Here is a 19,855-nt window from a genome sequence, read left to right on the forward strand (position 1 = left end):
GGTGTGTGAACACGGGTCGATACCTACCTCTCTCTGAAGTGGAAAGCAGCACGGTGTCGGAGACGACTGGTGTCCGGCTGGTGCCGGGGCGTACCCCGGACGACCAGCCGGATTCCGCTCCCGGCAGGGGCTAGTCCATGCACGGCTGCTCGGGGTCGGGGTTGGAGAAGCTCGACGCGCCGGGTGCGGGGGCGAACTCGCCGGAGTTGATGCCGCCCACCAGCTTGTCCGAGAAGCGGGCGTTCTCCTTCGTCATGACGTAGAACTTGTAGAACGTGGTGTGGTCGAGGTTGCCGATGGTGTGGCTGTAGCGTTCCCGGCCGGCCTGTGCGGGGACATCGACAGACTCGCTGAACGTGCCGGTCTCCCAGTGGCCGACCTCACGTTCGCAGTCCCACTTCCACTTGCGTCCCACCCAGTCGTAGGTGATGCGGAAGCCCTCCTCGTTGTCCGAGGGATCGGTGAACTCGACGGTGATCCGGTGCTCGTCGCCCACCTTCCACGGGGTGAGGACGAGACCGGTCGGCGTGGCCGGCTTGATCACGTACCACTCCGGATAGAAGGTGATGTCCTCCGCCGCCGGTGCCGTGCCGTTCGACACGTTCGCCACCACCACCTTGAGTTGGTGGCTGCCGACCGTCGCCGGAGCGGGGAACGAGATGCTGAACCCGTGGTTCCCGCCCTGTCCGGTGTGCGGCAGGTTGGCCTGCACCGTGCTCTTCGGCAGGGCGTTGGAGTAGGCCCTGACCGTCACGGGACCCCCGTCGGCGTCACGCGCCCAGCCGGTGATCCAGATGACGCCGCCGTAGCGGGAGTAGTAGTCGATCTTTCCGGTCGGTGCCGCGTCGTCGAGCGGGGTCGGATCCTCCGGGAATCCTCCTCCGTTGCAGATCGGTCGCGGGTCGCCGAGTTGGCAGCCGGGATCGGCCGGAGCGCCGCTCGGCGTGGCGAGCGTGAAGGCGGTGAACAGTAGCGTCGCGGCGACGGCGGTGCTGAGTCGTCTCATGCGCACCAGCGTCGGGTTGCCCGCTGCAACCTGACTGGCAAGCGCCGACGGGGGCGCGCCGAGGTGCGACCGCACGCTGTGCGGCAGGCGGTACCGGCACGGCGGACGGCCGGGATCGGCGAGCACCAGGGAGTGGCGGATGAGTTCGACAAGCGGGGTCGTGGCGGCCGGCCCCCCGCCGACCCGCTGCGCGTCGGCGAGGGTGAAAGAGCCGTCGAAGACCCGGAGCCGGTGCAGCAGGCGGCCGCCGGCAGCGGTCAACAGTCGACGGCTGGCCTCGATCTCGTCGTCGAGCAGCCCCTCGTCGAGGGTCGCCCAGACGTCGGTGGGAGCCAGCGCCGCGCAGCGCGCCGCCACCCGCTCGATCCCGAGCGGGAACGCGTCGAGCCGGCGGCAGATCCGTGCCGCGAGCGCCGGCTCCAGAGCCGCGCCGCCCGCGGCCGTCACCCGGTCGCCGAGCAGGCGTACGGCGTCCGGCTCGGACAGCGCGGTCACGGCGACGACCCGCTCGCCCGGTGTCTCCAGCGCGCGCCGGCCGGTGACCAGGACCCGCAGCGCCGGGCAGCGGGCGAGCAACCCGGTCAGCACCGGTACGGCCTCGGCGCGCAGGTGGTCGGCGTTGTCGACGACGACGAGCGCGGCCCGGTGGCCGACGCGGTCGGCGAGCGCCGGGACGGTGGTCGCGGGTACGCCGATCGCGTCGGCCAGGGCCGCCACCACGGGCGTGCCGTCGGGCAGCCCGGACAGGTCGACGTACCAGGGGCCGTGCCGGTCGGGCCGGTGCCGGGCCGCCTCTTTCGCCAGTCGGCTCTTGCCGACTCCGGGCGGTCCGGTCAGCGTGACCAGACGGTCGGCGTCGAGGGCGGCACCCACCTCGGCCAACTCGGTGCCACGGCCCACGAACGACGAGATCGCCACGGGGAGATTGCCGGCGCCCACCTCCGGTCGCCCACCGAGGACGGTGTCGTCCTGGCACAGGATCGCCATCTCCAGGCGACGCAGCTCCGGTCCCGGGTCGATGCCCTGCTTCTCGGCGAGGTGCGTACGGGCCCGCCGGAGCGCCGCCAGCGCGTCCGCCTGCCGTCCGGCCCGGTAGAGAGCCGTCGCCAGCAGTTGCCACCCGCGCTCCCGTAACGGTTCCTCGGCGGTGTGGGCCTCCAGCTCCCCGATGGCCGTGTCGTGCTGCCCGACCGCCAGCAGCGCCGCCATCCGCCGCTCCACCGCGGTCGCCCGCAGCACGTCGAACCGGGCCCGTTCGGCCACCACGAAAGGGGCCTCCCCGACATCGGCATATGCGGGACCGCGCCACAACGCCAGTGCCTCGCGCAGGACCGACTCGGCCCGCATCGGCAGGCTCTCGTCCAGCAGGATGCCGCCGCGGCTCACCAGCGCGGCGAACCGGTCGGCGTCCAAACTCTCCGGCGGGACCCGCAGGGCGTACCCGGGGCCGTCGCGGACCAGCAGCCGGCCCTGCCCACGGTTCGGGCGCCCCGGTTCCAGCGCGCAGCGCAGCCGGGCCACGTACCCGTGCAGGGTGGCGCGGCTGGCCGTGGGTCGGTCGGCTCCCCAGACGAGGTCCTCGATCCGGTCCGCCGGGACCATCCGTCCCCGGGCGGCCAGCAGCACCGCGAGTACGGACCGCTGCCGCCTCCCGCCCAGCGGGACCGACTGGCCGTCCCGCTCGGCGGCGAGTGGGCCCAGCACGGACAGCCGTAGTCCCTCCATTGTGTCCTCCCCGTCGGCACGGAGGTCAGGATCCCCACGCCGCACCCCCAGATGCCAGGGACCACCGTCCCGGCGGGCCGGGACACCGTCGGCTCGGGCGAACGGTGGAGCCGCACTGCGTATCCCGATCAGTCGGGATGCCCGGCTCTGGTGCCCGGGCCGTCCCGGTCGGCAAGCTGGGGCGCCCCCACCACAAGAGGAGACCGCATGGAGCCACGACCGCCCGCCGACCGGGCCCGCCCGGTCGCGGCACGCGCGGTGCTGGTCGTCACGGGTGTGCTCAGCGCCGGTTCGGTGGCCGCGTGGTTGGCGGCCGCGCCGCCGTGGCACCCGTGGATGCTCTACTCGCTGGTCGATCTCACGGTCGGCGCGATCTACGGCGTGGTGGCGTGGCTGACCCTGTCGCGGCGGGCCCACCCGGCGGCCTGGATCATGGCGGCGGCGGGCATCGGTGGTGCGGTCTCGGCCGCCGCGGCCGCCTGGGACATGGTGCGCTACCGCTGGCCCGAACTGGACCTGTCGGTGCCGCTGGCCGGCGTCGCCTACTGGGCCTGGGTGCCGGGCTTCTACGCGTTGATCGTGGTGATGCCGTGGCTGCTGCCGGTGCGTCCGCTCCGGGCGGCGGCCCGGTTCACGATCGGGGCCGGCGTGCTGCTCGTCGTACTGGCCCAGCTGTGCGCGGTCACCGTACCCGCAGCGCCCTGGGCGCTGCCGCTGGGCGGGCCGGCGGCGGCGGTCCGGGCAGCGGTCGACCCGTGGCTGGAACCGGCACTGGTGATGCTCGGGATGGTCGCCGCCGCCGGGGTGCTGTGGCGGCGGCACGCCGCGCCGCCGGCCCGCCGGCACGGGCTGGGTTGGCTGGCGGTCGGCACCCTGCTGCTCGCCGGGGCCTTCGTGCCGCTGGCGCTCGACCCGCTGCTGCCGGTACGGGTACCGACCCCGGCCGCGCCGCTGCTGATGCTCGGCGCCCAGGCGTTCTTCCCGGCGTCGGTGCTGGTCGTCGTGCTGCGCCAGCGCCTGTGGGGACTGGATCTGGCGGTCCGCCGGACGCTGGTGTGGGCGCTCATGACGGCACTGGTCATCGCGGCGTACGTCGGGGGCGTCCTGATCCTGCGGGCCGTGCTTCCGGCCCCCTCGGCGGTGCCCGAGGTGGTGGTGACGGCATCGCTGGCCGCGGCGTTCCAGCCACTGCGCCAGTGGGTGCAGCGGCGGGTCGACCGGCTGGTGCACGGCGACACCGGGCAGCCGCTGATCCGCCGGGTCGCCGACGGGCTGCGTGACACCGATCGCGGCACGCCGATGCTCGACGCGGTGGCCGACGGGATCGCCGCGTCGCTGCGGCTGGCCGAGGTCCGCATCGTCCTGCGCGGCGAGCCCGCCCACCTGTCGCCGACATCGATCGCCCTGGTCAACGGGGACCGCACCGTGGGTACGCTGCACGCCTGGCCCCGCCCCGGCGAGAAGCTGGACGGCCGCGCCTCCACCGCCCTGACCGACCTCGCCCCGGTGGTGACCGCGCTCGCCGAACTCGCCGCCGCCCAGCGGGATCTGGAGCGGTCCCGGCAGGGCCTGGCCCGTGCCCGCGACGAGGAGCGCCGTAAGCTGCGTCGGGACCTGCACGACGGCCTCGGCCCGGCGCTCGCCGGCGTCTCCCTGGCGCTGGCGGCGGGCCGCAACATGCTGCACGCCCATCGTCACCTGCCCGAGATCGCGGCCGCCGACGACCTGTTCGACCAGTTGGTGGCGGAGGTGGACCGCCAGGCGGCCGGGGTGCGGGAGATCGCCCGCGACCTCCTGCCACCGGTGCTCGACGACGGTGACCTCGGCCCGGCGCTGGATCGGCTGCGCGAGCGGTATGCCGCCGCCGGGCTGACCGTCCAGGTCCGCGCACCGCACCTGCGCCTGCGAGAGGAGGCGGCCATCGCCGTGTACGGCATCGTGGCGGAAGCCGTCCGCAACGTCCACCGGCACGCCGGCGTCGACCGCTGCTGCGTCGACGTCCGCGCCGTGCCCGAGGGCCTGACCGTCAGCGTGGCCGACCACGGGGTCGGCATCGGCGCCGGGGCGGGCACGGGCGTCGGCACCCGGGCGATGCGCGAACGCGCGGAGGCGATCGGTGCCGGCCTGACGATCGGCCCGGCGCGTACCGGTCATCCCCGGCCCGGGACACGCGTGCGCCTGTTCCTGCCGGCGGCCGCCCGATGACGGCCGCGATGGCCGGCGGCCCAAACCGCGGCGTGATCCGGGTCGCCGTGGTGGACGACCATCCGGTGTTCCGGCTCGGGATGACCGCGCTGCTGGGGACGCTGGACGGGATCGTCTGCGTCGGTGAGGCCGTCGACGTGCCGTCGGCACTCGCGCTGGTGGAGACCCACCAACCCGACGTCGTGCTCATGGACCTGCACCTCGGCGACCGCTCCGGCGTGGAGGCGACGCGACTGATCCGGTCCCGGCACCCGGCCGTCGCCGTACTCGTGATCACGATGCTCGACGACGACGACTCGATCTTCGGCGCGTTGCGGGCCGGCGCGTCCGGCTACCTCCTCAAGGGGGCGTCACCGCCGCAGGTGGAGCGGGCGGTACGGGTGGTCGCCGACGGCGAGATGCTGCTCGGACCGGGGATCGGGACGCGCACGGTCAGCTTCCTCACCCGGGGAGCCGGCGTGGTGCCACCCTTCCCGCAGCTGACCGACCGGGAACGGGAGATCCTCGACCATGTGGCGCGCGGGCTCGACAACCGCGTGATCGCGCAGCGGTTGGCGCTCAGCCCGAAGACGATCCGCAACCACCTGTCGAACGTGCTGGTCAAGCTCGGGGTCAGTGACCGCGGCCAGGCGATAGTGCGAGCCCGGGAGCAGGGCCTCGGCCGGGGCTGACGTGGCCTCACGCCGTTGGGGCGTCCGGCGTGCCGTTCAGGCCCTTCGCGGGCGGCGGGTCCGGGCCAGGGCCGACCCGCCGAGTACGGCACCGGTCAGCCCGAGGACCACGGCGGCGTAACCGCCGACGATGCCGTTGCCGGTCCCGGGACCACCGTCGGCGGTCACGATCACGAACCCGCCGGCGACGACGCCGATCACCGCGGCCACCAGCGCGGCAACCGCCCCTCGGCTGCCGGCACCGGCGCGGCTGGTCGGGCGGACCAGGGCCAGGCCGCCGATGATCACTCCGGCGAGAGCCACGACGGCGGCGGCGGTCGCGATGACCCGGTCGGTGGTCGGCGTACCCGCGCCGACGGTGGACGTGGCGAGCAGGTGGGCGGTCAGCATGGGACGGTCCTCGGCTTCCTCACGGTGGTGCACGGGACGGTGGTGTCGTCGATCGTGTCCGCCGCACCCCGGACGTGTCGTCGGGCCAGCGTCGACATTCGACGCTGCCGCGTACGGGCGATCCCGCTGCCACGGACGCGGGCGCGTCGCGGAGGACTACCACGTACGCGGTACCCGACCACTGCCGCGCTGGTACGACTCGCCCGCGCCGGGGTGCGGCTAGGGTGCGCGCATGAGCAGCGCACGGATCGGTGCCCGGGACTGGCTGGTCGCCGCCGGTGTCGCGGTGATCCTGCTGGCCATCGGAGTGTCCGGCCACCGTGATACGACAGGCGGACAAGGCGTCGAGGATCTGCTCGGCCTGCTGCTACTGGCCGCCGGCGGACTGGCGCTGGCCTGGCGTCGGCGGGCACCGGTCGCGGTTCTGGCCGCCACCGGGCTCTGCGCGCTCGGGTATCAGGCGGCCGGATTCGACGTCTTCGCCGTGGCGTACCTGATCGCGGTGTACGCGGCGGTCCGGGCGGGGCGCCGCACGGTGACCGTGGCGGTGAGCGTGGCCATGCTGGCGGCGCTCCCCGCCGTCACGATGATCACGGGCCCGTACGACACCGCCGCGGCGTTCGCACGGTCCCGAGGTGTGCTGGAACTGGCCTGGCTGATCGCGGCCGGCGCGGCGGGTGAGGCACTGCGGCAGGCCGAGCGCCGGGCGGACGAGGCCGAGCGCACCCGGGAGGAGAACGCGCTGCGGCGGGCCGGGGAGGAACGGCTGCACATCGCGCGGGAACTGCACGATTCGCTCACCCACCAGATCTCGGTGATCAAGCTTCAGGCGGAGGTGGCCGTGCACCTGGCCCGGAAACGGGGCGAGCCGGTGCCCGAGGCACTGCTGGCGATCCGCGACGCGGGCCGCGAAGCCGCCCGCGAGTTGCGCGCGACGCTCGAGGCGCTACGTGACGACAGCACGGCGGCACCCGGAATGGACCACGTACCGCAGCTCGTGCAACGGGCCCGCACGGCCGGCCTGGACGCGACCCTGACCATCGCCGGCGACCGCGCGGACATACCGGCGGCGGTGGACCGCACCGCGTACCGGATCGTGCAGGAGGCGCTGACGAACATCGCCCGCCACGCCGCGGCCGCCACCGCGTCGGTGCGCATCGACTGCCTACCCGGCAAGGTCGTGGTGCAGGTCGACGACGATGGCACCGCCACGCCGGACTCCGCCCCGGCCCCCGGCGTGGGATTGCTCGGCATGCGGGAGCGGGTCACCGCGCTCGGCGGCCGGCTGCGTGCCGAACCCCGCGACAGCGGCGGCTTCACCATCCACGCCGAACTGCCCGTGGAGCGGACGCCGTGATCCGGATCCTGCTCGTCGACGACCAGCCGCTGATCCGCCGTGGCTTCCGGGCACTGCTCGACGCCGAGGACGGCATCCAGGTCGTGGCCGAGGCCGCCGACGGCGCCGAAGGCGTGGCGCTGGCCCGCCAGCACCTGCCCGACATCGCGCTCATCGACGTACAGATGCCCGACGTCGACGGCATCGAGGCGACCCGGCGTATCGCGGCGGACCCCGCTCTGGCCGGGGTCCGCGTCGTCGTCCTCACCAACTACGGCCTGGACGAATACCTCTACCGGGCCCTACGCGCCGGAGCGGCCGGCTTCCTCGTCAAGGACATCGAACCGGAGGACTTCCTGCACGCCATCCGCGTCGCCGCCCGCGGCGACGTGCTGCTGGCCCCGTCGATCACCCGCCGTCTCGTCGAGAGGTATGTCAGCCAGCCGCCGGTCCGGCAATCGGGCATCGCGCTGAAGGAGCTGACCAACCGGGAACGTGAAGCGGTCGTCCTCGTCGCGCGGGGCCTGACCAACGAGGAGATCGCCGATCGAATGGTGATCAGTCCGGTGACCGCGAAAACCCACGTCAACCGCGCCATGACCAAACTGCACGCCCGCGACCGCGCGCAACTCGTCGTCATCGCCTACGAATCCGGGCTCGTCACACCGCAAACCCGGTGATCGGTGCGGTCGCCCCTTCTAACTGCCGGTGGCCGGACGTCGTAACGACGTGTCCAGGGTCCGCAACAGTTCTCCTACCCGGCCGCGACCGCCCGGGGCGTCCGGATAGCGCGTCAGGACACTGATCACGGTGGGGCTGGCCAGACCGCGTGCCTTCTCGATGTAGTCGGCGCCGACGTTCCGGTCGTCGCCGGCATCGAGTTCGAGGGCTCGACCGGCGTGCGCGGCCGGGCCGAGGATGTGCAGGACCTGAGTCGCTTTCGCCAGCGGGTGGAGGAAGGCGGCACTGGCCGCGGCAACGGCCGCGCGTGCGGCGTCGCTCGCCGCGGCCTGCCCGGCGTCGCGTGTCTCCTGGTACGCCCGCTGCGCGGCCCAGGCACTGTCACGGATCACCTTGCTCCGCCTGCCTCCCTCCGCGAACGCCCGCGCGGCGTCGACCGCGGCTCGTGGGCGTCGATCGTCAGGGCGCTCACGCTCGAAGATCGCCATTGCGGGCTGTGCGCAGGCCACGGCATAGCTCGTGATCTCGCGCAGCTCGGCCATGGTGAGTTCGATCCTCAGATTCTCGTCAGTCACCGTCACGCCATGAACGGTATCGTTGAACCATCGGTGAAAACTTGTTCGCGATATTCGTAGGATGACGCGGCAAAACCTTCAAAGCGATGGGCGACCGCTGGCGTCCGGAACCGGTTCGGGCCGCGGTGAACGGAGCCCTGCGTGACGAACTCGAGTCGAACGGGAAGTCGGCGGCCGAGCCCAGCTCGGACAAGGGCACCTGGGCGCGACGCAGGAGATCGACGGTCATCCCGTGCCGGAGTTGTGAACGCGCAGTGACGGTAGCCGGAGTGCGGGGCGACCGATGCCGGGACGAGGATGCCGCGCTCGGCGTACAGGCGCAGTGCCTTGGCCGACAAGCCGGTGATGGCCTGAAACTCGCCAGCGGTCAGGTCGTCCTTCATCGTCCTCCTCGCGTCCGAGCGAACCGTGCCGTCCCAGCATGGAACCGGCCCCTTGGGCGAGGTCAAGCCGATGCCGAAGGCCCGCACCCGCGATCCGGTGGGACGGCCACCGCGCCGAACAATCAGCTGTTCTCCAGGTGCAGAGACAGGACCAGCGCGGCGGAGACCGCCAGCTCTCGGTCGAGCAGCTCGTCTCGAGGAACGAACACCATGGCTTGTCCTTCGCCGAGTATCACGTCCTCCTGCCGTGCCCTGGTGGAGCCACTGAACGCGTGGACCGTCACGGTGTGCGGAAAACCGGCCTCGTACGGGCGCGGACCGCTCCACAGGAGGCGCAGCTCATCCGCTGTCAGACCCGTCTCTTCCAGCAGCTCCCGGCGGGCCGCCTCCTCCGGTGACTCGCCCGGCTCGATGTGGCCGCCCGGCAGGCTCCACTGATTCGGCGAGACGGCCGTGTACTCGTCGCGGTGCTGCAGGAGCACCGCACCGGACGGATCGACAAGCAGCACGAGTGCGACGTCGTAGGTGGCCACCGTAAGAGGGTGCCACTTCCACAAGCGCTCTCACCACGAAACGCGGGCCGCCCACCGGTTACGGTGGACGGCCCGGATCGGCCCCGGTCGCCTACGGCCGGTAGACGTACAGGTCGTAGGTGTAGTAGCCGTTGAACCGGCAGTCGTAGTTCGTCCAGAGTCCCTGGACCATGCCGACCTCGCCGGTCGCGATGCAGGCGCCACGCGCGACCGAGGGAGCTTCCACCGAGGTGAACGTGTCCCACCATTGCCAGTAACCGAGCGCGGAAACGGCCGTGTCGGCCGGAGCCGGCCGTTCCGGAGCGGCCGCCTGCGCGGCTACGGCCGAACCGAAGGTCAACATCCCGGCCAGTGCCAAACCAGCCAGGATCCGTATGGCAGTACGCATCGACAACCCTTCAGCTTGATATTGCCCCACGGCCCCCCTGTCACAGAAGGACCTTCTGGCGATCGGCCGATCCCGCGGTCAATGTTGCCGTCCCACGCTGTATCGACCAACGAAAATCCGATACGGATCCGTGCCCGATCAATGCAGAAGCGGTTATCGGTACGGCGTAAGGCCTCGCGCCGAAGCCGTCGGACCGAGCCGGCGCTAGCGGCGAGGCCCACCTCGGTCCGCCTCAGCGATTCCGCGGTAGGCGTCGGCGACGGCGTGGAAGGCCTGTTTGCGCTGGTAGGTGCCATCGGATCGGGCAGCCATCACCCCGAAGCCGGCCTTGTCGAGATCAAGGTGCGGATCGTCCTCGTGGAGAAAGTCGGGCATGGCGAACGTGAAGACGAAGCAGCCGTGTACCCCCTGGGTGTCGTAGAGGTCGATGAGGTCTGTCAGGTAGCGGGCCTGGACGCTTTCGTCGCGGGGATGGTCGCCGGAGATGCGGGGCGGTTCGGTGAACCAGTTGACGATTTGAAAGGAGCCCGCGCCGCGCTGTTCGGCTCCGGTGAAGGCACCGCACCCGAACTCGGTGATCACGACCGGTCTGTCGTGGCGGCGAACGAGGTCGTGGACGCGATCGGCATAGGTGGCGGCGTTGCGGCGAGACCGGTAGAGGCTGACCCCGACCACGTCGAAGAGAGTCCAGTCGACGCGCTCCCAGGCGGCCGCGGAATAGGTGATCGGCCCGTTGAAGCGACTCCGGGCGACGGTCACGGCGTCGGCGAGCAGCGTGTGGAGCCGTCGGTCGATACGGCGTCGCATCAGACTGCGAAACCGGATGATCAGTTGCAGCCGTAGGAACGACCGTGGTCCGGGGACGATGCCGGGCGCGGTGTGCGAGAACTCGCTGCCGACCACGAGCGTGACGCGGTCAGGGTGCTCACGACGAAGAAGTTCGGCCGCGTCGGCTGCCGCGCCCAGTCGCGCCAGCATCGTCGTCCGAGGCAGGTCGGTGGGATCGGGGCGCAGGTAGACGTTCAGGCCGAGGTCGAGCGCGTGGCCGGCGGCCGCCACCAGCCGCGGCACCTCGCCGCTGATGAGCATCACGGTGTCGCAGCGCAGGTCCCGGGAGATGATCTCCAGGTCTCGTCGCAGATCGTCCGGGTGCGTCTCGCCGACGAGGTAGGAGATGCCGCGCAGCTTCAGCACGCGTTCGGCCTTTCTCGGCGCGGTCGTCGGTTGGCCAGCCGGAGCAGGGTGATGGCACCTGCGAGGTTCACGGCGTTGACCACGTCCTTGGTGGTGTGGTCGACATAGCCGAGCGGTACGACCGGAAAACGATGCGCCGTCATCGCTTCGTCTTCCGTACGGCCAGTTCGAAGGTCGTGGCGAGTGCGTCCGGGTCGTGACCACCGCGTAGGAGTTGCTCGACGTCGACGATCGACCGCTCCCGCGCCTCCGTGGCCCAGCCCTCAGCGTTCCCGATCTGCCCGACGGCGAAAATCCCGGCCGGCCGTTCGGCGCAGTACCGGACGAACCCTTCGATCTGCGCGTGCCGGGCTGTTTCGATGAACGATCGACCATCCTGGGTGTTCGAACGATTTTTTGTTCGCACGACCAGTAATTTACGCGCTTTCTGCGAAACCGAACCGCTCACGGCCGCGTCGGTGTGGACCAGCGAGTCGGCGGTGACGTCGAGTGAAGAGTCCGGGTGCGGCAGGTGCCGATGGCGGCGCAGTACCGCCCACCTGGGTGCGAGGAGTCGTCTTCGTGGGTGTCGAGATGCCTTCAGCGCGGTCGGCGGGCCCAGAAGAGCTGGTGGCCGCTGTTCCCCTCGGGTACGAAGTGTTCGGACTCGACGCTCAGGCCGGCTTCGGTGATCCACGTGTGGTAGGTGGCCGCGTCGGGATGGCTCCACCACATGGTGGCGGTGCCACCGAGCCAGTTCTCCTCGGTTCCGGTCCATTGCCGGGCTCCGGTCGTTGCCAGGAACGGCCCGCCGGGTCGGAGCCAGGTGGCGATGCGGTGGAGGAGGTGGGGCTGTGCGTCGATCGGCATGTGGATGAGTGCGTAGAGGCAGACGACCGCGTCGAACGTGCCTGCGGGGAAGGCGACCCGCGTGGCATCGGCGTGCAGGAACGTGGCGTGGGGGACGAGTCGGCGGGCGCGCGTGATCTGGACCTCGCTGAGGTCGACGCCGGTCACCCGGTGGCCGCCGTCGGCAAGTGTCTTGGCGACCGGGATGCCGCAGCCGCATCCGAGGTCCAGCACGCTGGCCCCGGCCGGGAGTTGCCGTCGCAGGTCGGTGAGCCATGGTGCGTACTCGGCGGGGGCGTCGTGGTCGCCACGGTAGCGGTGGGACACGCTGTCGTAGCCGCGTCGGACGATTTCGGTCGGATCGGGAACGTTCACAGGTACCACCCTGGTCCAGGCGACAGGTGTTCGTCGATCCGGTTCGGCGCCACTCGGCTTCCGCTCCTGCCGGGTAGCGGACGTCCGGTCCGGCATGTTCCTGTTGACGTCAACCGAGGTTCAGGTGCTGCACTGCGGAGCGTGAATTTCGACGGACTTCGGGTCGCCGTGACCGGCGCCGTACGTGACACCGGACGACTACTCGCCGAGGCCTTCGCCGACCGTGGCGCGTACGTCTGTCTCTCGGCCCGGAACCTGGCGGCGGCCGAACAGGCCGCCAGTGTGATCAACCAGCGCGGGCCAGGGCGGGCCGACGCGTTCCGGTGCGACCTGGCCGAGCCGGACTCGGTGCGGGCGTTCGCCGCGGCCGTGGCCGACCGTACGGAGCGCATCGATGTGCTGATCAACAATGGCGCCGCCTACATCGAGGGCGACGACCTCACACATGCCCCGGACGACAAGATCGAGAACGTGATGGCCGCCGGTGGCACCGGCACCCTGCTGTTGACCAAACATCTACTGCCGCTGTTGCGGGCGTCGGCGAGACCCGACATCGTCAACATGATCTCCGCTTGCGGCGAGACCGGGCATCGCCGGTCCGGGGCGCATCCCGCCTTCTACGCGGCCAAGCATGCCCACGCCGGGCTCGCCGAGATCCTGTCGCACCGGCTCCGGCCGGAGGGTATCCGGGTGATCTCGCTGTTCCCGCCGGACTTCGTGCAGGATGGGCCACGGCAGGCCAGCGGCGACCTCACTGCACGCTCGGTCGTCGACTGCGTGCTGTTCGCGGTCGGCCAGCCGCGGGACTGCTTCATCCGTGAGTTCCATTTCGAGCAGGTGCAACCGTCCCGAGGCTGAAGCCCGCCCACCGGGTAGCCGGCGGGGTGCGGGTGTTCACGGCACAGGGCCGGCGCGCCTCCCAGTGTGCTGACGGGGAGCGCGCCGGCCGGATCGTCGATGCTGCCCGGGTTGTCCCGGGCGGGTCGGTCACGCAGGTTCTACGGGTAGCCACAGTTCGCAGGTCGCGGTGCTGAAGTCGTCCGCGCGTTCGAGGACCGCGACGATCGAGGGACCTGGCCGCAGCCGCCACGGGTTGGAAGGGAACCACTCGGTCGCGGTCGCGGCCCAGGTCGTCTGCAGGGCCTGCGGATGGGGGCCGGTGGTGCGGAAGACCGCCCATCTGCCGGCAGGTGCCTCGATGGCGTCGAGGTCGTCGGGTGCCGGCGTGTTTCGGCCGACGGCGACCCCGTGCAGGTAGGTCAGTTCGCTGCCCTCGATGTCATCGGGGTCGACATCGTCGCAGACCTGGAGGAGGCCGGCCGGCTCGGTGTCGCCGAGGGCCCTGAGCCGCAGGTGCTCCTCCTGCGGCAGCGCGGTGATGTGCTGCTGGATATGCGGGCTGATGCCCTGGTGGATCAGCGGAACCCGGGCGGCGTGTCCGACGAGCCGGAACGCGGGGCGGTCGACGATGCGGGTGTCCATGGGGATGCTCCCTTCGACGGTCAGGCGGAACCTGAGCTGTGGTTGTGTGCGAAGGGGGCCTCCGTCACGGCGGACGTCACCGGGGCCGGCGCCGTGGACGGCCCGGAACGCCCGTCCGAACGCCTCGGTCGAGCCGTACCCGTGCCGTACGGCGATGCTCAGCAGATCGTCCTCGCCCTTGACGACGTCGGCGGCGGCGACGGTCATGCGGCGCCGGCGTACGTACTCCGACAACGGCATACCGGCCAACGACGAGAACATCCGGCGCAGGTGGTATTCGGTCGTGCCGAGCGTCATGGCCAGTCCGCTGACGTCGAACTCGCCGGTGAGGTGCTTCTCGACAAGGTCGATCAGCCGGTTGAGTGCCGCGATCACGAGGCCTCCCTTCGACGTCAAGCCTGGCCGAAGGACCGCCGGCGGCGCCCGACCGCCGCGGTCCGGTTCGATCAGGTGCCTGGACGGTGCGGCGTCGTCCGCGCCGGGCACGGACGTCGGCGACCTCGATGCCCTTACTTCGAGTGGGAAAGGACTGTCGGACCGTGACACTAGCCTGTCGACCATGGCGATTCCCGACCGTGTGCCGATCGCGTACGAGCCCGACTATCGCACCGACACCATCGGCCGGTATGACGGTGGGCTGTTCTTCGGCTCCGTCACGGCGACCCTCGAAGACGGCGCGGCGCGCAACCCCGACTGGCACCGCTTCAAACGGTGGTACGCGGTACTGCACCGGTTCGACGACCAGGGCGGCCACATCGACTCGCAGATCTGGTTCGCCGGCACCGGTGAGCACAGAGACGACTCGGTCGAGAAAGCCCGAAGCTGCCTCGCCGGCTGGCTCGACGCTCTACCCGGACGCGTCTTCGGCGACATCAGCATCAAACCGTTCCAGGTCGAGGTAGGCGGACACGTCTTCGGACTCGTCGACCAGTCCGAACCCCACGACGGACGGGACCATGCCGAGTTTCTCCCCGACGGCCTCGGTTTCGCCCCGCCCTGGGACGGCTTGTACGACACCTGACCCCGACGCCTGCCGCTGGCGGCGTTACCCGGTGTCTTCCGCCAGCGCCTTGAGTCTCAGGAGGCTGGCCTGCCAGGTGGTCGCGACGGCTGACATCCACTGTGCGGTCTCGATCAGTCGGGACGGGTTCGCGCTGTAGAGCACCTCACGCCCGAGTCGGCGACTGGATACCAGTTCGTGCTGCTGCAGTGTGATGAGGTGTTTGATCACCGCCGGTCGGCTGACCGGTAGCGAGCCGGCCAGCCGGGTGGCCGTCTGCTCGCCTCGTTCTGCGAGCAGTTGCAGAACGTGCCAGCGGGTGGGGTCGGCCAGTGCCGCCAGCACCTCAGTTCGTGGTCGGGGCATCGTCACGGGCGCTGACCATAGCCGCGTGCTCCTGCAACGCCGACAGGCCGCCGGACCATCCGTCGGCCGTGCCCTGGATGTGGATGCGCCGCTGCTCGGTGTCCATGGCCAGTTCGTCGAACCCGCTCTCGACGACAGTGAGGCGGGTGCCGTCGCCGTCGGCGGCAAGGTTGAACGTCACCAGGGTCTGGTATCCCGGTCGGGGCTCCTCGTCCGGCACCGACGAGTACCGGTAGGAGAAGACCGTGGGCGGGTCGATCCGCTCGATGACGCCGCGGAAGGAGCCGTGCTCTTTCCAGGTGTGGACGAGTGTCCCGCCCGGGCGTAGGTCGACCTGCGCGCCATCGAAGGCGAACCAGACCTGGATGTGCTCGGCCTGCGTGATCAGCTCCCACACTCGCTCGACTGTGGCGTTGATGGAGATTTCGCGCTGGATACGGTCCACGACGCCTCGTTTCCTGATCGGTAGTGTCACCCGGAGGTTACACATGCGCCCGGGTAAGTGCAACCCGAGGGTTGCACTTCTGGCTGTCGCGTCCTGGGTTGAACGACGAACCTCTCCGCTGCCGGCAACGTGCGGCCTCCTGTGGCGCGACCGCGCGCATTCATCCTGGACGCGCCGCCAAAGTCCCGTTTAACGATTATTGAAAGAATGCGAACGCATTGACAGTCATGAAATTGATCTGAACAATTTGCGGCCATGGATTCTCTTTTGACACACGGACGACGTATGGCTGGACTGGTCGTGTCGGTGATCGCGGCGACCGTTCTGACGACAGGAGTCGCGGCACCGGCGACGGCCATGGGGGAGGGGCGAGGTGTCGGGCAAATGGGCGCTGTCGCCGACAGCGGTTCGGGCACCGGTTCGCAGGAGCGCCTGCTGCTGGCCGACACTGCGCCGCTCAGCCGGTACTGGTGGCTGAGGCGCGACCACACGAGTTCCATCTTCCACCCCGGCGAGGGCTACCAGGCCGAGTTCGTCCTCGGGCAGATCCACACCACCTGGACGGCCGGCACCCACCCGCTCTTCCAGTGCGCGAAGGGCTCAGACCGGTTCACCTCACCCCAGTTCAACTGCGAGGGATGGTCCAGACTCGGAGAGATCGGCTACGCCTACAGTGCCCCGCCGGCAGCACCCAACCGGGCGTTCTACCGGTGCCTGGTCCGCAGCAACGGGGAGCACTTCGACTCCGTCGATCCGAACTGCGAGGGCCAGCGGCCCGAAGGACTGCTCGGCTACCTGCTCCTCTGACGGGCAACGGCTGCGGCCGGGGCGCTCCGGAGTCGCACCGCCACCGGCGTCACCGGCGCACCGCCTCGACCGGGGCGGTGCGCCGGGCCGACCGGCTGAGCGCCACGCGATGGACCGGCGCGGAAGCCGCGCGAAAAATTTCTCGGTGGGATGTCGAGAACGCGCGCCCGGCTCCGTCCCCGGTGCGAACTCGGCCACAATGGCCGTACCGCATCGAGGAGAACATGATGGCCAAGTACCTGCTGCTCAAGCACTACCGTGGCGCGCCCGCGGCGGTCAACGACGTGCCGATGGACCAGTGGACGCCGGACGAGGTCGACGCGCACATCCGGTACATGCGTGACTTCGCCGCTCGGCTGGAGGGCACCGGCGAGTTCGTCGACGGCCAGGCGCTCTCCCCGGAGGGCACGTTCGTCCGTTACGACGGCGAGGGGCGGCCGCCGGTCACGGACGGCCCGTTCGCGGAGACCAAGGACCTGATCGCCGGTTGGATGGTGATCGACGTGGAGACCTACGAGCGCGCGTTGGAGTTGGCCGGCGAGCTGTCCGCGGCTCCGGGGGCGGGTGGCAAGCCGATCCACGAGTGGCTCGAGGTGCGCCCGTTCTACGGTGTGCAGTCCACCGCCACCGAGTGAACGAGTCGCTGCTGCGGGAGCTGGTGCCCGCGGTGATCGGTGTTCTCGTCCGTCGCGGAGCCGACTTCGCGACGGCCGAGGACGCCGTGCAGGACGCCCTGGTCGAAGCCGTACGCGGGTGGCCGGACGACTCGCCGCGCGATCCCAAGGGCTGGCTGGTCACGGTGGCCTGGCGCAAGTTCCTCGACGCCGTCCGCGCCGATGCCTCCCGGCGGCGGCGCGAGGAGCTGGTCGAGGCCGAGCCGATGCCCGCCCCGGGCGAGGCGGTGGACGACACGCTCGCGCTGTACTTCCTGTGCGCGCACCCGTCCCTGACACCGGCCTCGGCCGTCGCGCTCACGCTGCGCGCGGTCGGCGGTCTGACCACCCGACAGATCGCGCAGGCCTACCTTGTCCCGGAGGCGACCATGGCCCAGCGGATCAGCAGGGCCAAGCGGACCGTCTCCGGCGTCCGGTTCGACCAGCCCGGCGACGTCGCCACGGTGCTGCGCGTGCTCTACCTGGTCTTCAACGAGGGCTACTCCGGCGACGTCGACCTCGCCGCCGAGGCCATCCGGCTCACCCGCCAACTGGCGGCCAGGGCCAACGACGAGGAGGTCACGGGCCTGCTGGCGCTCATGCTGCTGCACCACGCGCGGCGCCCGGCACGCACCGGCCCCGACGGCCGGCTCGTGCCACTCGCCGAGCAGGACCGCAGCCGGTGGAACACCCGACTGATCGTCGAGGGCATCGACATGCTCCAGGCCGCCCTCGCCCGCGACCGCCTGGGCGAGTTCCAGACCCAGGCGGCCGTCGCCGCGCTCCACGCCGACGCCCGGACGGCCGAGGAGACCGACTGGGTACAGATCGTCGAGTGGTACGACGAACTGGTGCGCCTCACCGACAGCCCGGTGGCCCGCCTCAACCGGGCCGTCGCGGTCGGCGAGGCCGACGGCCCGCGGGCCGGCCTGGCCGCCCTGGCGGGACTCGACCCCTCCCTGCCACGGCACGCCGCCGTCGCGGCATACCTGCACGAGCGTGATGGTGATCCAGTGACCGCGGCAGGGCTCTACGCCCAAGCCGCCCGATCCGCGCCCAACATCCCCGAACGGGATCACCTGACCCGACAGGCCGCCCGCCTCAACGCGCAACTGCGCGGTTGAGCGGCCATTCCTCCGGAACCGTGCGGTGGGCTATCGTATTGACGAATGGCGATTCGAATAGGTAATCCGGTGATCGCCGTCCGTCAAACGAGCTTCGGGAGGCTCCGATGTTGCGATCCACCTCTGGCACCGCTCAGGTGGCGCTCGGGCTGTTCATGACGCTGGTGCTTGCGCTGATCGGCGGCCAGCCGGCCGCTGCCGCGGATACCACCACGTCGGCGGCCAGTTGGCGGCTGACGGACATCGGGCAGCGTATCTGCATTCCAGCCGGCCAGTCCTGGTGGACCTACTTCTGGATCACCATCGACGGGGAGTGGTCGACGCCCATCGAGGTCGGAGCGCGCAACCTGCCCTCGGGCACGACCACGAGCCTGCCGCATCCGCCGATCCCGCCCGGTTCGAGCGACGGCCACAACGCGCTCAACCTGATCGCGATGACCCTGCCGCCGCTACCGTTCGGGGTGTACCGGCCGGAGCTGACGGCGTCGGACGGGGTGCAGACGCAGAGCGTCCCGGTCACGATCCAGGTGCAGGAGACCTGGGGCTGCGCCTGAGCTCCAGCGGATCGGCCGCGAGGCAAGGCCCCACGACAAGCCCTCACGGCAAGGCCCGGCGGCCGGCATGGCGGCCGCCGGCCGCCACTGTCGGCTAGCCGTCGTATCCCCGGCATGACCGGGACCCTCATGTTGTCGACACTCCGCGCCGAGACCACGGATGAGGTACGACACCATGACATCTCCACTGCAGGCATTCCCCGCCGTAGCCACCGAACTGCTCGTGCAGCAGGGCCCCTCCTGCTGGCTCTTCGTCGTCGAGGCGGTCGCGCACGCCAGGGGAAAGGGGACCCGCTACCTGCGGGCGGTCATGAACTCGTACCCGAGCAGCGACGCCGTCGAGGAGGCGATGAAGGTTCACCCGGCGCCGAAGCCGAACCGGCGTACCCTCGCTCTCCGGCTGACGGAGCAGAACCTCGACGCCCTGGTGAGGAAGCTGCTTCTGTGGGACGCCGGCCCGGGTGGCCACCACGACCGCAGCCTCATCGACCGGACGGTCGTGGCGCGGTACGCCCGCGACATACTCGGCTCGACCGGTTCGGTCGACGTCCTGCTGCCCGACCCTGGCCGCTACGAGGTCCCGTACGTCGTCGCCGAATACCACCAGGCGCACCAGCGGGCGGTGAAGCTGGTCCAGTTGGCCGCCCAGGACACCAACGAAGTCGCCGCCCTGCTCAATACCGGCTGGTCCGAGATCGGCGGTGGCCAGGCGGCCGACGACGCGCACGTGGCCCTGTGCGAGCAGAGTGTGCCCGCGTACGCCGGCATCCGGCGCCGGTTCAAGCTCCGGAGCACCGACCTGGGCGACGTCCTGGACTGCACCGGACGGGCGGTCGACGAGATGGAGCCGACGGTCCATGCCGTGCTGCTCCAGGCGTACGACCCGAAGACCAGGGTCGTCTCCTACAAGGATCCGAACTACGGCAACGTCGAGATCCGGGTCTCGCTCACCCAGTTCCTCGCCATGGCCGGCGACGAATCCGTCAGGCTGCGCCCGTTCTTCTCCGACGGGGCGCAGAAGTCCCGTCTCGCCGACGTCCTCGACTGACTGTGAGCATGGCGGGGTCGGTTCATCAGTGGTGAGCTGATGCTGGCGGTAGTGGGCGTGACCCTTCGCCTGACTGGCTTCGTGCC

At 70.7% G+C, this 19,855-nt stretch carries 24 protein-coding genes; 11 read left to right on the forward strand and 13 right to left on the reverse strand.

The annotated features are described in order from the left end of the window. Positions 1-130 precede the first annotated feature (130 nt). A complete protein-coding gene (locus tag AB0I42_RS29890) occupies positions 131-2,731 on the reverse strand; it encodes a BTAD domain-containing putative transcriptional regulator (RefSeq protein WP_357542458.1) in 2,601 nt (866 codons plus the stop codon). Positions 2,732-2,938: 207 nt separating this feature from the next. On the opposite strand from AB0I42_RS29890, the gene AB0I42_RS29895 reads away from it, so the two are divergent. Together AB0I42_RS29895 and AB0I42_RS29900 are read left to right on the forward strand one after the other, a co-directional pair. Further along, a complete protein-coding gene (locus AB0I42_RS29895; protein ID WP_357542460.1) occupies positions 2,939-4,936 on the forward strand; it encodes a histidine kinase in 1,998 nt (665 codons plus the stop codon). Positions 4,937-4,944: 8 nt separating this feature from the next. Further along, positions 4,945-5,607 carry a response regulator transcription factor gene (locus tag AB0I42_RS29900; protein ID WP_357542462.1) on the forward strand — a complete coding sequence of 221 codons (663 nt, stop codon included), beginning with the start codon at positions 4,945-4,947 and terminating at the stop codon, positions 5,605-5,607. A gap of 36 nt (positions 5,608-5,643) precedes the next feature. Here AB0I42_RS29900 and AB0I42_RS29905 read toward each other — a convergent pair whose 3' ends face one another. Then, positions 5,644-5,997: a DUF6223 family protein gene (locus AB0I42_RS29905; protein ID WP_357542464.1), complete on the reverse strand. Its 354-nt coding sequence runs from the start codon at positions 5,995-5,997 to the stop codon at positions 5,644-5,646. 232 nt (positions 5,998-6,229) lie between these two features. Between AB0I42_RS29905 and AB0I42_RS29910 the strand changes: the two genes are divergently transcribed. After that, entirely contained in the window at positions 6,230-7,354 is a 1,125-nt protein-coding gene (locus tag AB0I42_RS29910; RefSeq protein WP_357542466.1) for a histidine kinase, read from the forward strand. Then, complete coding sequence (locus tag AB0I42_RS29915) at positions 7,351-8,013, forward strand: response regulator transcription factor (protein ID WP_357542468.1); 663 nt, start codon at positions 7,351-7,353, stop codon at positions 8,011-8,013. Before AB0I42_RS29910 ends, AB0I42_RS29915 begins: the two co-directional genes overlap by 4 nt. A gap of 18 nt (positions 8,014-8,031) precedes the next feature. Here AB0I42_RS29915 and AB0I42_RS29920 read toward each other — a convergent pair whose 3' ends face one another. The 8 genes from AB0I42_RS29920 to AB0I42_RS29955 form a co-directional block, all read right to left on the reverse strand. Continuing rightward, the gene (locus AB0I42_RS29920; protein ID WP_357542470.1) at positions 8,032-8,595 is read right to left on the reverse strand and encodes a putative immunity protein; all 564 of its coding nucleotides are present in this window, start codon (positions 8,593-8,595) and stop codon (positions 8,032-8,034) included. After that, positions 8,592-8,972: a MerR family DNA-binding transcriptional regulator gene (locus tag AB0I42_RS29925; protein WP_357542472.1), complete on the reverse strand. Its 381-nt coding sequence runs from the start codon at positions 8,970-8,972 to the stop codon at positions 8,592-8,594. The genes AB0I42_RS29920 and AB0I42_RS29925 overlap by 4 nt, the downstream gene beginning before the upstream one ends. 122 nt (positions 8,973-9,094) lie before the next feature. Further along, positions 9,095-9,505, reverse strand: coding sequence for an NUDIX domain-containing protein (locus AB0I42_RS29930; protein ID WP_357542474.1), 411 nt, complete (start codon positions 9,503-9,505; stop codon positions 9,095-9,097). 91 nt (positions 9,506-9,596) lie between these two features. Beyond that, positions 9,597-9,893 (reverse strand): hypothetical protein, encoded by a 297-nt coding sequence (locus tag AB0I42_RS29935; protein WP_357542476.1) that lies wholly within the window; start codon positions 9,891-9,893, stop codon positions 9,597-9,599. Between the two features lie 204 nt (positions 9,894-10,097). After that, positions 10,098-11,087, reverse strand: coding sequence for a hypothetical protein (locus tag AB0I42_RS29940; RefSeq protein WP_357542478.1), 990 nt, complete (start codon positions 11,085-11,087; stop codon positions 10,098-10,100). Next, on the reverse strand, positions 11,081-11,230 hold the full coding sequence (locus tag AB0I42_RS29945; RefSeq protein WP_357542480.1) for a hypothetical protein: 150 nt from the start codon (positions 11,228-11,230) through the stop codon (positions 11,081-11,083). The genes AB0I42_RS29940 and AB0I42_RS29945 overlap by 7 nt, the downstream gene beginning before the upstream one ends. After that, the gene (locus AB0I42_RS29950; RefSeq protein ID WP_357542482.1) at positions 11,227-11,535 is read right to left on the reverse strand and encodes a hypothetical protein; all 309 of its coding nucleotides are present in this window, start codon (positions 11,533-11,535) and stop codon (positions 11,227-11,229) included. Before AB0I42_RS29950 ends, AB0I42_RS29945 begins: the two co-directional genes overlap by 4 nt. A 131-nt stretch (positions 11,536-11,666) precedes the next feature. Beyond that, on the reverse strand, positions 11,667-12,290 hold the full coding sequence (locus tag AB0I42_RS29955) for a class I SAM-dependent methyltransferase (RefSeq protein WP_357542484.1): 624 nt from the start codon (positions 12,288-12,290) through the stop codon (positions 11,667-11,669). Positions 12,291-12,431: 141 nt separating this feature from the next. Between AB0I42_RS29955 and AB0I42_RS29960 the strand changes: the two genes are divergently transcribed. Beyond that, positions 12,432-13,148, forward strand: a complete 717-nt coding sequence (locus AB0I42_RS29960; RefSeq protein WP_357542486.1) for an SDR family oxidoreductase — start codon at positions 12,432-12,434, stop codon at positions 13,146-13,148. A gap of 129 nt (positions 13,149-13,277) precedes the next feature. Here the strand turns inward: AB0I42_RS29960 and AB0I42_RS29965 are convergent, their stop codons facing one another. Then, positions 13,278-14,147, reverse strand: a complete 870-nt coding sequence (locus AB0I42_RS29965; RefSeq protein ID WP_357542488.1) for an AraC family transcriptional regulator — start codon at positions 14,145-14,147, stop codon at positions 13,278-13,280. Positions 14,148-14,331: 184 nt separating this feature from the next. Between AB0I42_RS29965 and AB0I42_RS29970 the strand changes: the two genes are divergently transcribed. Beyond that, positions 14,332-14,793, forward strand: coding sequence for a hypothetical protein (locus AB0I42_RS29970; RefSeq protein ID WP_357542491.1), 462 nt, complete (start codon positions 14,332-14,334; stop codon positions 14,791-14,793). Between the two features lie 24 nt (positions 14,794-14,817). Here the strand turns inward: AB0I42_RS29970 and AB0I42_RS29975 are convergent, their stop codons facing one another. Both AB0I42_RS29975 and AB0I42_RS29980 read right to left on the reverse strand, forming a co-directional pair. Then, complete coding sequence (locus AB0I42_RS29975; RefSeq protein ID WP_357542509.1) at positions 14,818-15,138, reverse strand: metalloregulator ArsR/SmtB family transcription factor; 321 nt, start codon at positions 15,136-15,138, stop codon at positions 14,818-14,820. Continuing rightward, positions 15,119-15,583 carry an SRPBCC domain-containing protein gene (locus AB0I42_RS29980; RefSeq protein ID WP_357542493.1) on the reverse strand — a complete coding sequence of 155 codons (465 nt, stop codon included), beginning with the start codon at positions 15,581-15,583 and terminating at the stop codon, positions 15,119-15,121. The genes AB0I42_RS29975 and AB0I42_RS29980 overlap by 20 nt, the downstream gene beginning before the upstream one ends. Before the next feature lie 384 nt (positions 15,584-15,967). Here AB0I42_RS29980 and AB0I42_RS29985 point away from each other — a divergent pair, with 384 nt between their 5' ends. The 5 genes from AB0I42_RS29985 (at position 15,968) to AB0I42_RS30005 (ending at position 19,769) form a co-directional block, all read left to right on the forward strand. After that, positions 15,968-16,390 (forward strand): hypothetical protein, encoded by a 423-nt coding sequence (locus AB0I42_RS29985; protein WP_357542495.1) that lies wholly within the window; start codon positions 15,968-15,970, stop codon positions 16,388-16,390. A 227-nt stretch (positions 16,391-16,617) separates the two neighbouring features. Then, positions 16,618-17,025: a YciI family protein gene (locus tag AB0I42_RS29990; protein ID WP_357542497.1), complete on the forward strand. Its 408-nt coding sequence runs from the start codon at positions 16,618-16,620 to the stop codon at positions 17,023-17,025. Further along, positions 17,022-18,167 carry a DUF6596 domain-containing protein gene (locus AB0I42_RS29995; RefSeq protein WP_357542499.1) on the forward strand — a complete coding sequence of 382 codons (1,146 nt, stop codon included), beginning with the start codon at positions 17,022-17,024 and terminating at the stop codon, positions 18,165-18,167. The genes AB0I42_RS29990 and AB0I42_RS29995 overlap by 4 nt, the downstream gene beginning before the upstream one ends. Positions 18,168-18,274: 107 nt before the next feature. Beyond that, positions 18,275-18,721, forward strand: a complete 447-nt coding sequence (locus tag AB0I42_RS30000; protein WP_357542501.1) for a DUF5980 family protein — start codon at positions 18,275-18,277, stop codon at positions 18,719-18,721. 175 nt (positions 18,722-18,896) lie between these two features. After that, positions 18,897-19,769 carry a hypothetical protein gene (locus AB0I42_RS30005; RefSeq protein WP_357542503.1) on the forward strand — a complete coding sequence of 291 codons (873 nt, stop codon included), beginning with the start codon at positions 18,897-18,899 and terminating at the stop codon, positions 19,767-19,769. Positions 19,770-19,855 lie beyond the last annotated feature (86 nt).

Origin of the sequence: Polymorphospora sp. NPDC050346, from assembly GCF_040655695.1 — a bacterium.
Classification (GTDB): Bacteria; Actinomycetota; Actinomycetes; order Mycobacteriales; family Micromonosporaceae; genus Polymorphospora; species Polymorphospora lycopeni.

Excerpts from the sequence above, each read along its gene's own strand:
- AB0I42_RS29890 (WP_357542458.1), bottom strand. The coding sequence starts at position 2,731 with ATGGAGGGACTACGGCTGTCCGTGCTGGGCCCACTCGCCGCCGAGCGG.
- AB0I42_RS29895 (WP_357542460.1), top strand. The coding sequence starts at position 2,939 with ATGGAGCCACGACCGCCCGCCGACCGGGCCCGCCCGGTCGCGGCACGC.
- AB0I42_RS29900 (WP_357542462.1), top strand. The coding sequence starts at position 4,945 with ATGGCCGGCGGCCCAAACCGCGGCGTGATCCGGGTCGCCGTGGTGGAC.
- AB0I42_RS29905 (WP_357542464.1), bottom strand. The coding sequence starts at position 5,997 with ATGCTGACCGCCCACCTGCTCGCCACGTCCACCGTCGGCGCGGGTACG.
- AB0I42_RS29910 (WP_357542466.1), top strand. The coding sequence starts at position 6,230 with ATGAGCAGCGCACGGATCGGTGCCCGGGACTGGCTGGTCGCCGCCGGT.
- AB0I42_RS29925 (WP_357542472.1), bottom strand. The coding sequence starts at position 8,972 with ATGAAGGACGACCTGACCGCTGGCGAGTTTCAGGCCATCACCGGCTTG.
- AB0I42_RS29935 (WP_357542476.1), bottom strand. The coding sequence starts at position 9,893 with ATGCGTACTGCCATACGGATCCTGGCTGGTTTGGCACTGGCCGGGATG.
- AB0I42_RS29945 (WP_357542480.1), bottom strand. The coding sequence starts at position 11,230 with ATGACGGCGCATCGTTTTCCGGTCGTACCGCTCGGCTATGTCGACCAC.
- AB0I42_RS29970 (WP_357542491.1), top strand. The coding sequence starts at position 14,332 with ATGGCGATTCCCGACCGTGTGCCGATCGCGTACGAGCCCGACTATCGC.
- AB0I42_RS29975 (WP_357542509.1), bottom strand. The coding sequence starts at position 15,138 with ATGCCCCGACCACGAACTGAGGTGCTGGCGGCACTGGCCGACCCCACC.
- AB0I42_RS29985 (WP_357542495.1), top strand. The coding sequence starts at position 15,968 with ATGGGCGCTGTCGCCGACAGCGGTTCGGGCACCGGTTCGCAGGAGCGC.
- AB0I42_RS29990 (WP_357542497.1), top strand. The coding sequence starts at position 16,618 with ATGGCCAAGTACCTGCTGCTCAAGCACTACCGTGGCGCGCCCGCGGCG.
- AB0I42_RS30000 (WP_357542501.1), top strand. The coding sequence starts at position 18,275 with ATGTTGCGATCCACCTCTGGCACCGCTCAGGTGGCGCTCGGGCTGTTC.
- AB0I42_RS30005 (WP_357542503.1), top strand. The coding sequence starts at position 18,897 with ATGACATCTCCACTGCAGGCATTCCCCGCCGTAGCCACCGAACTGCTC.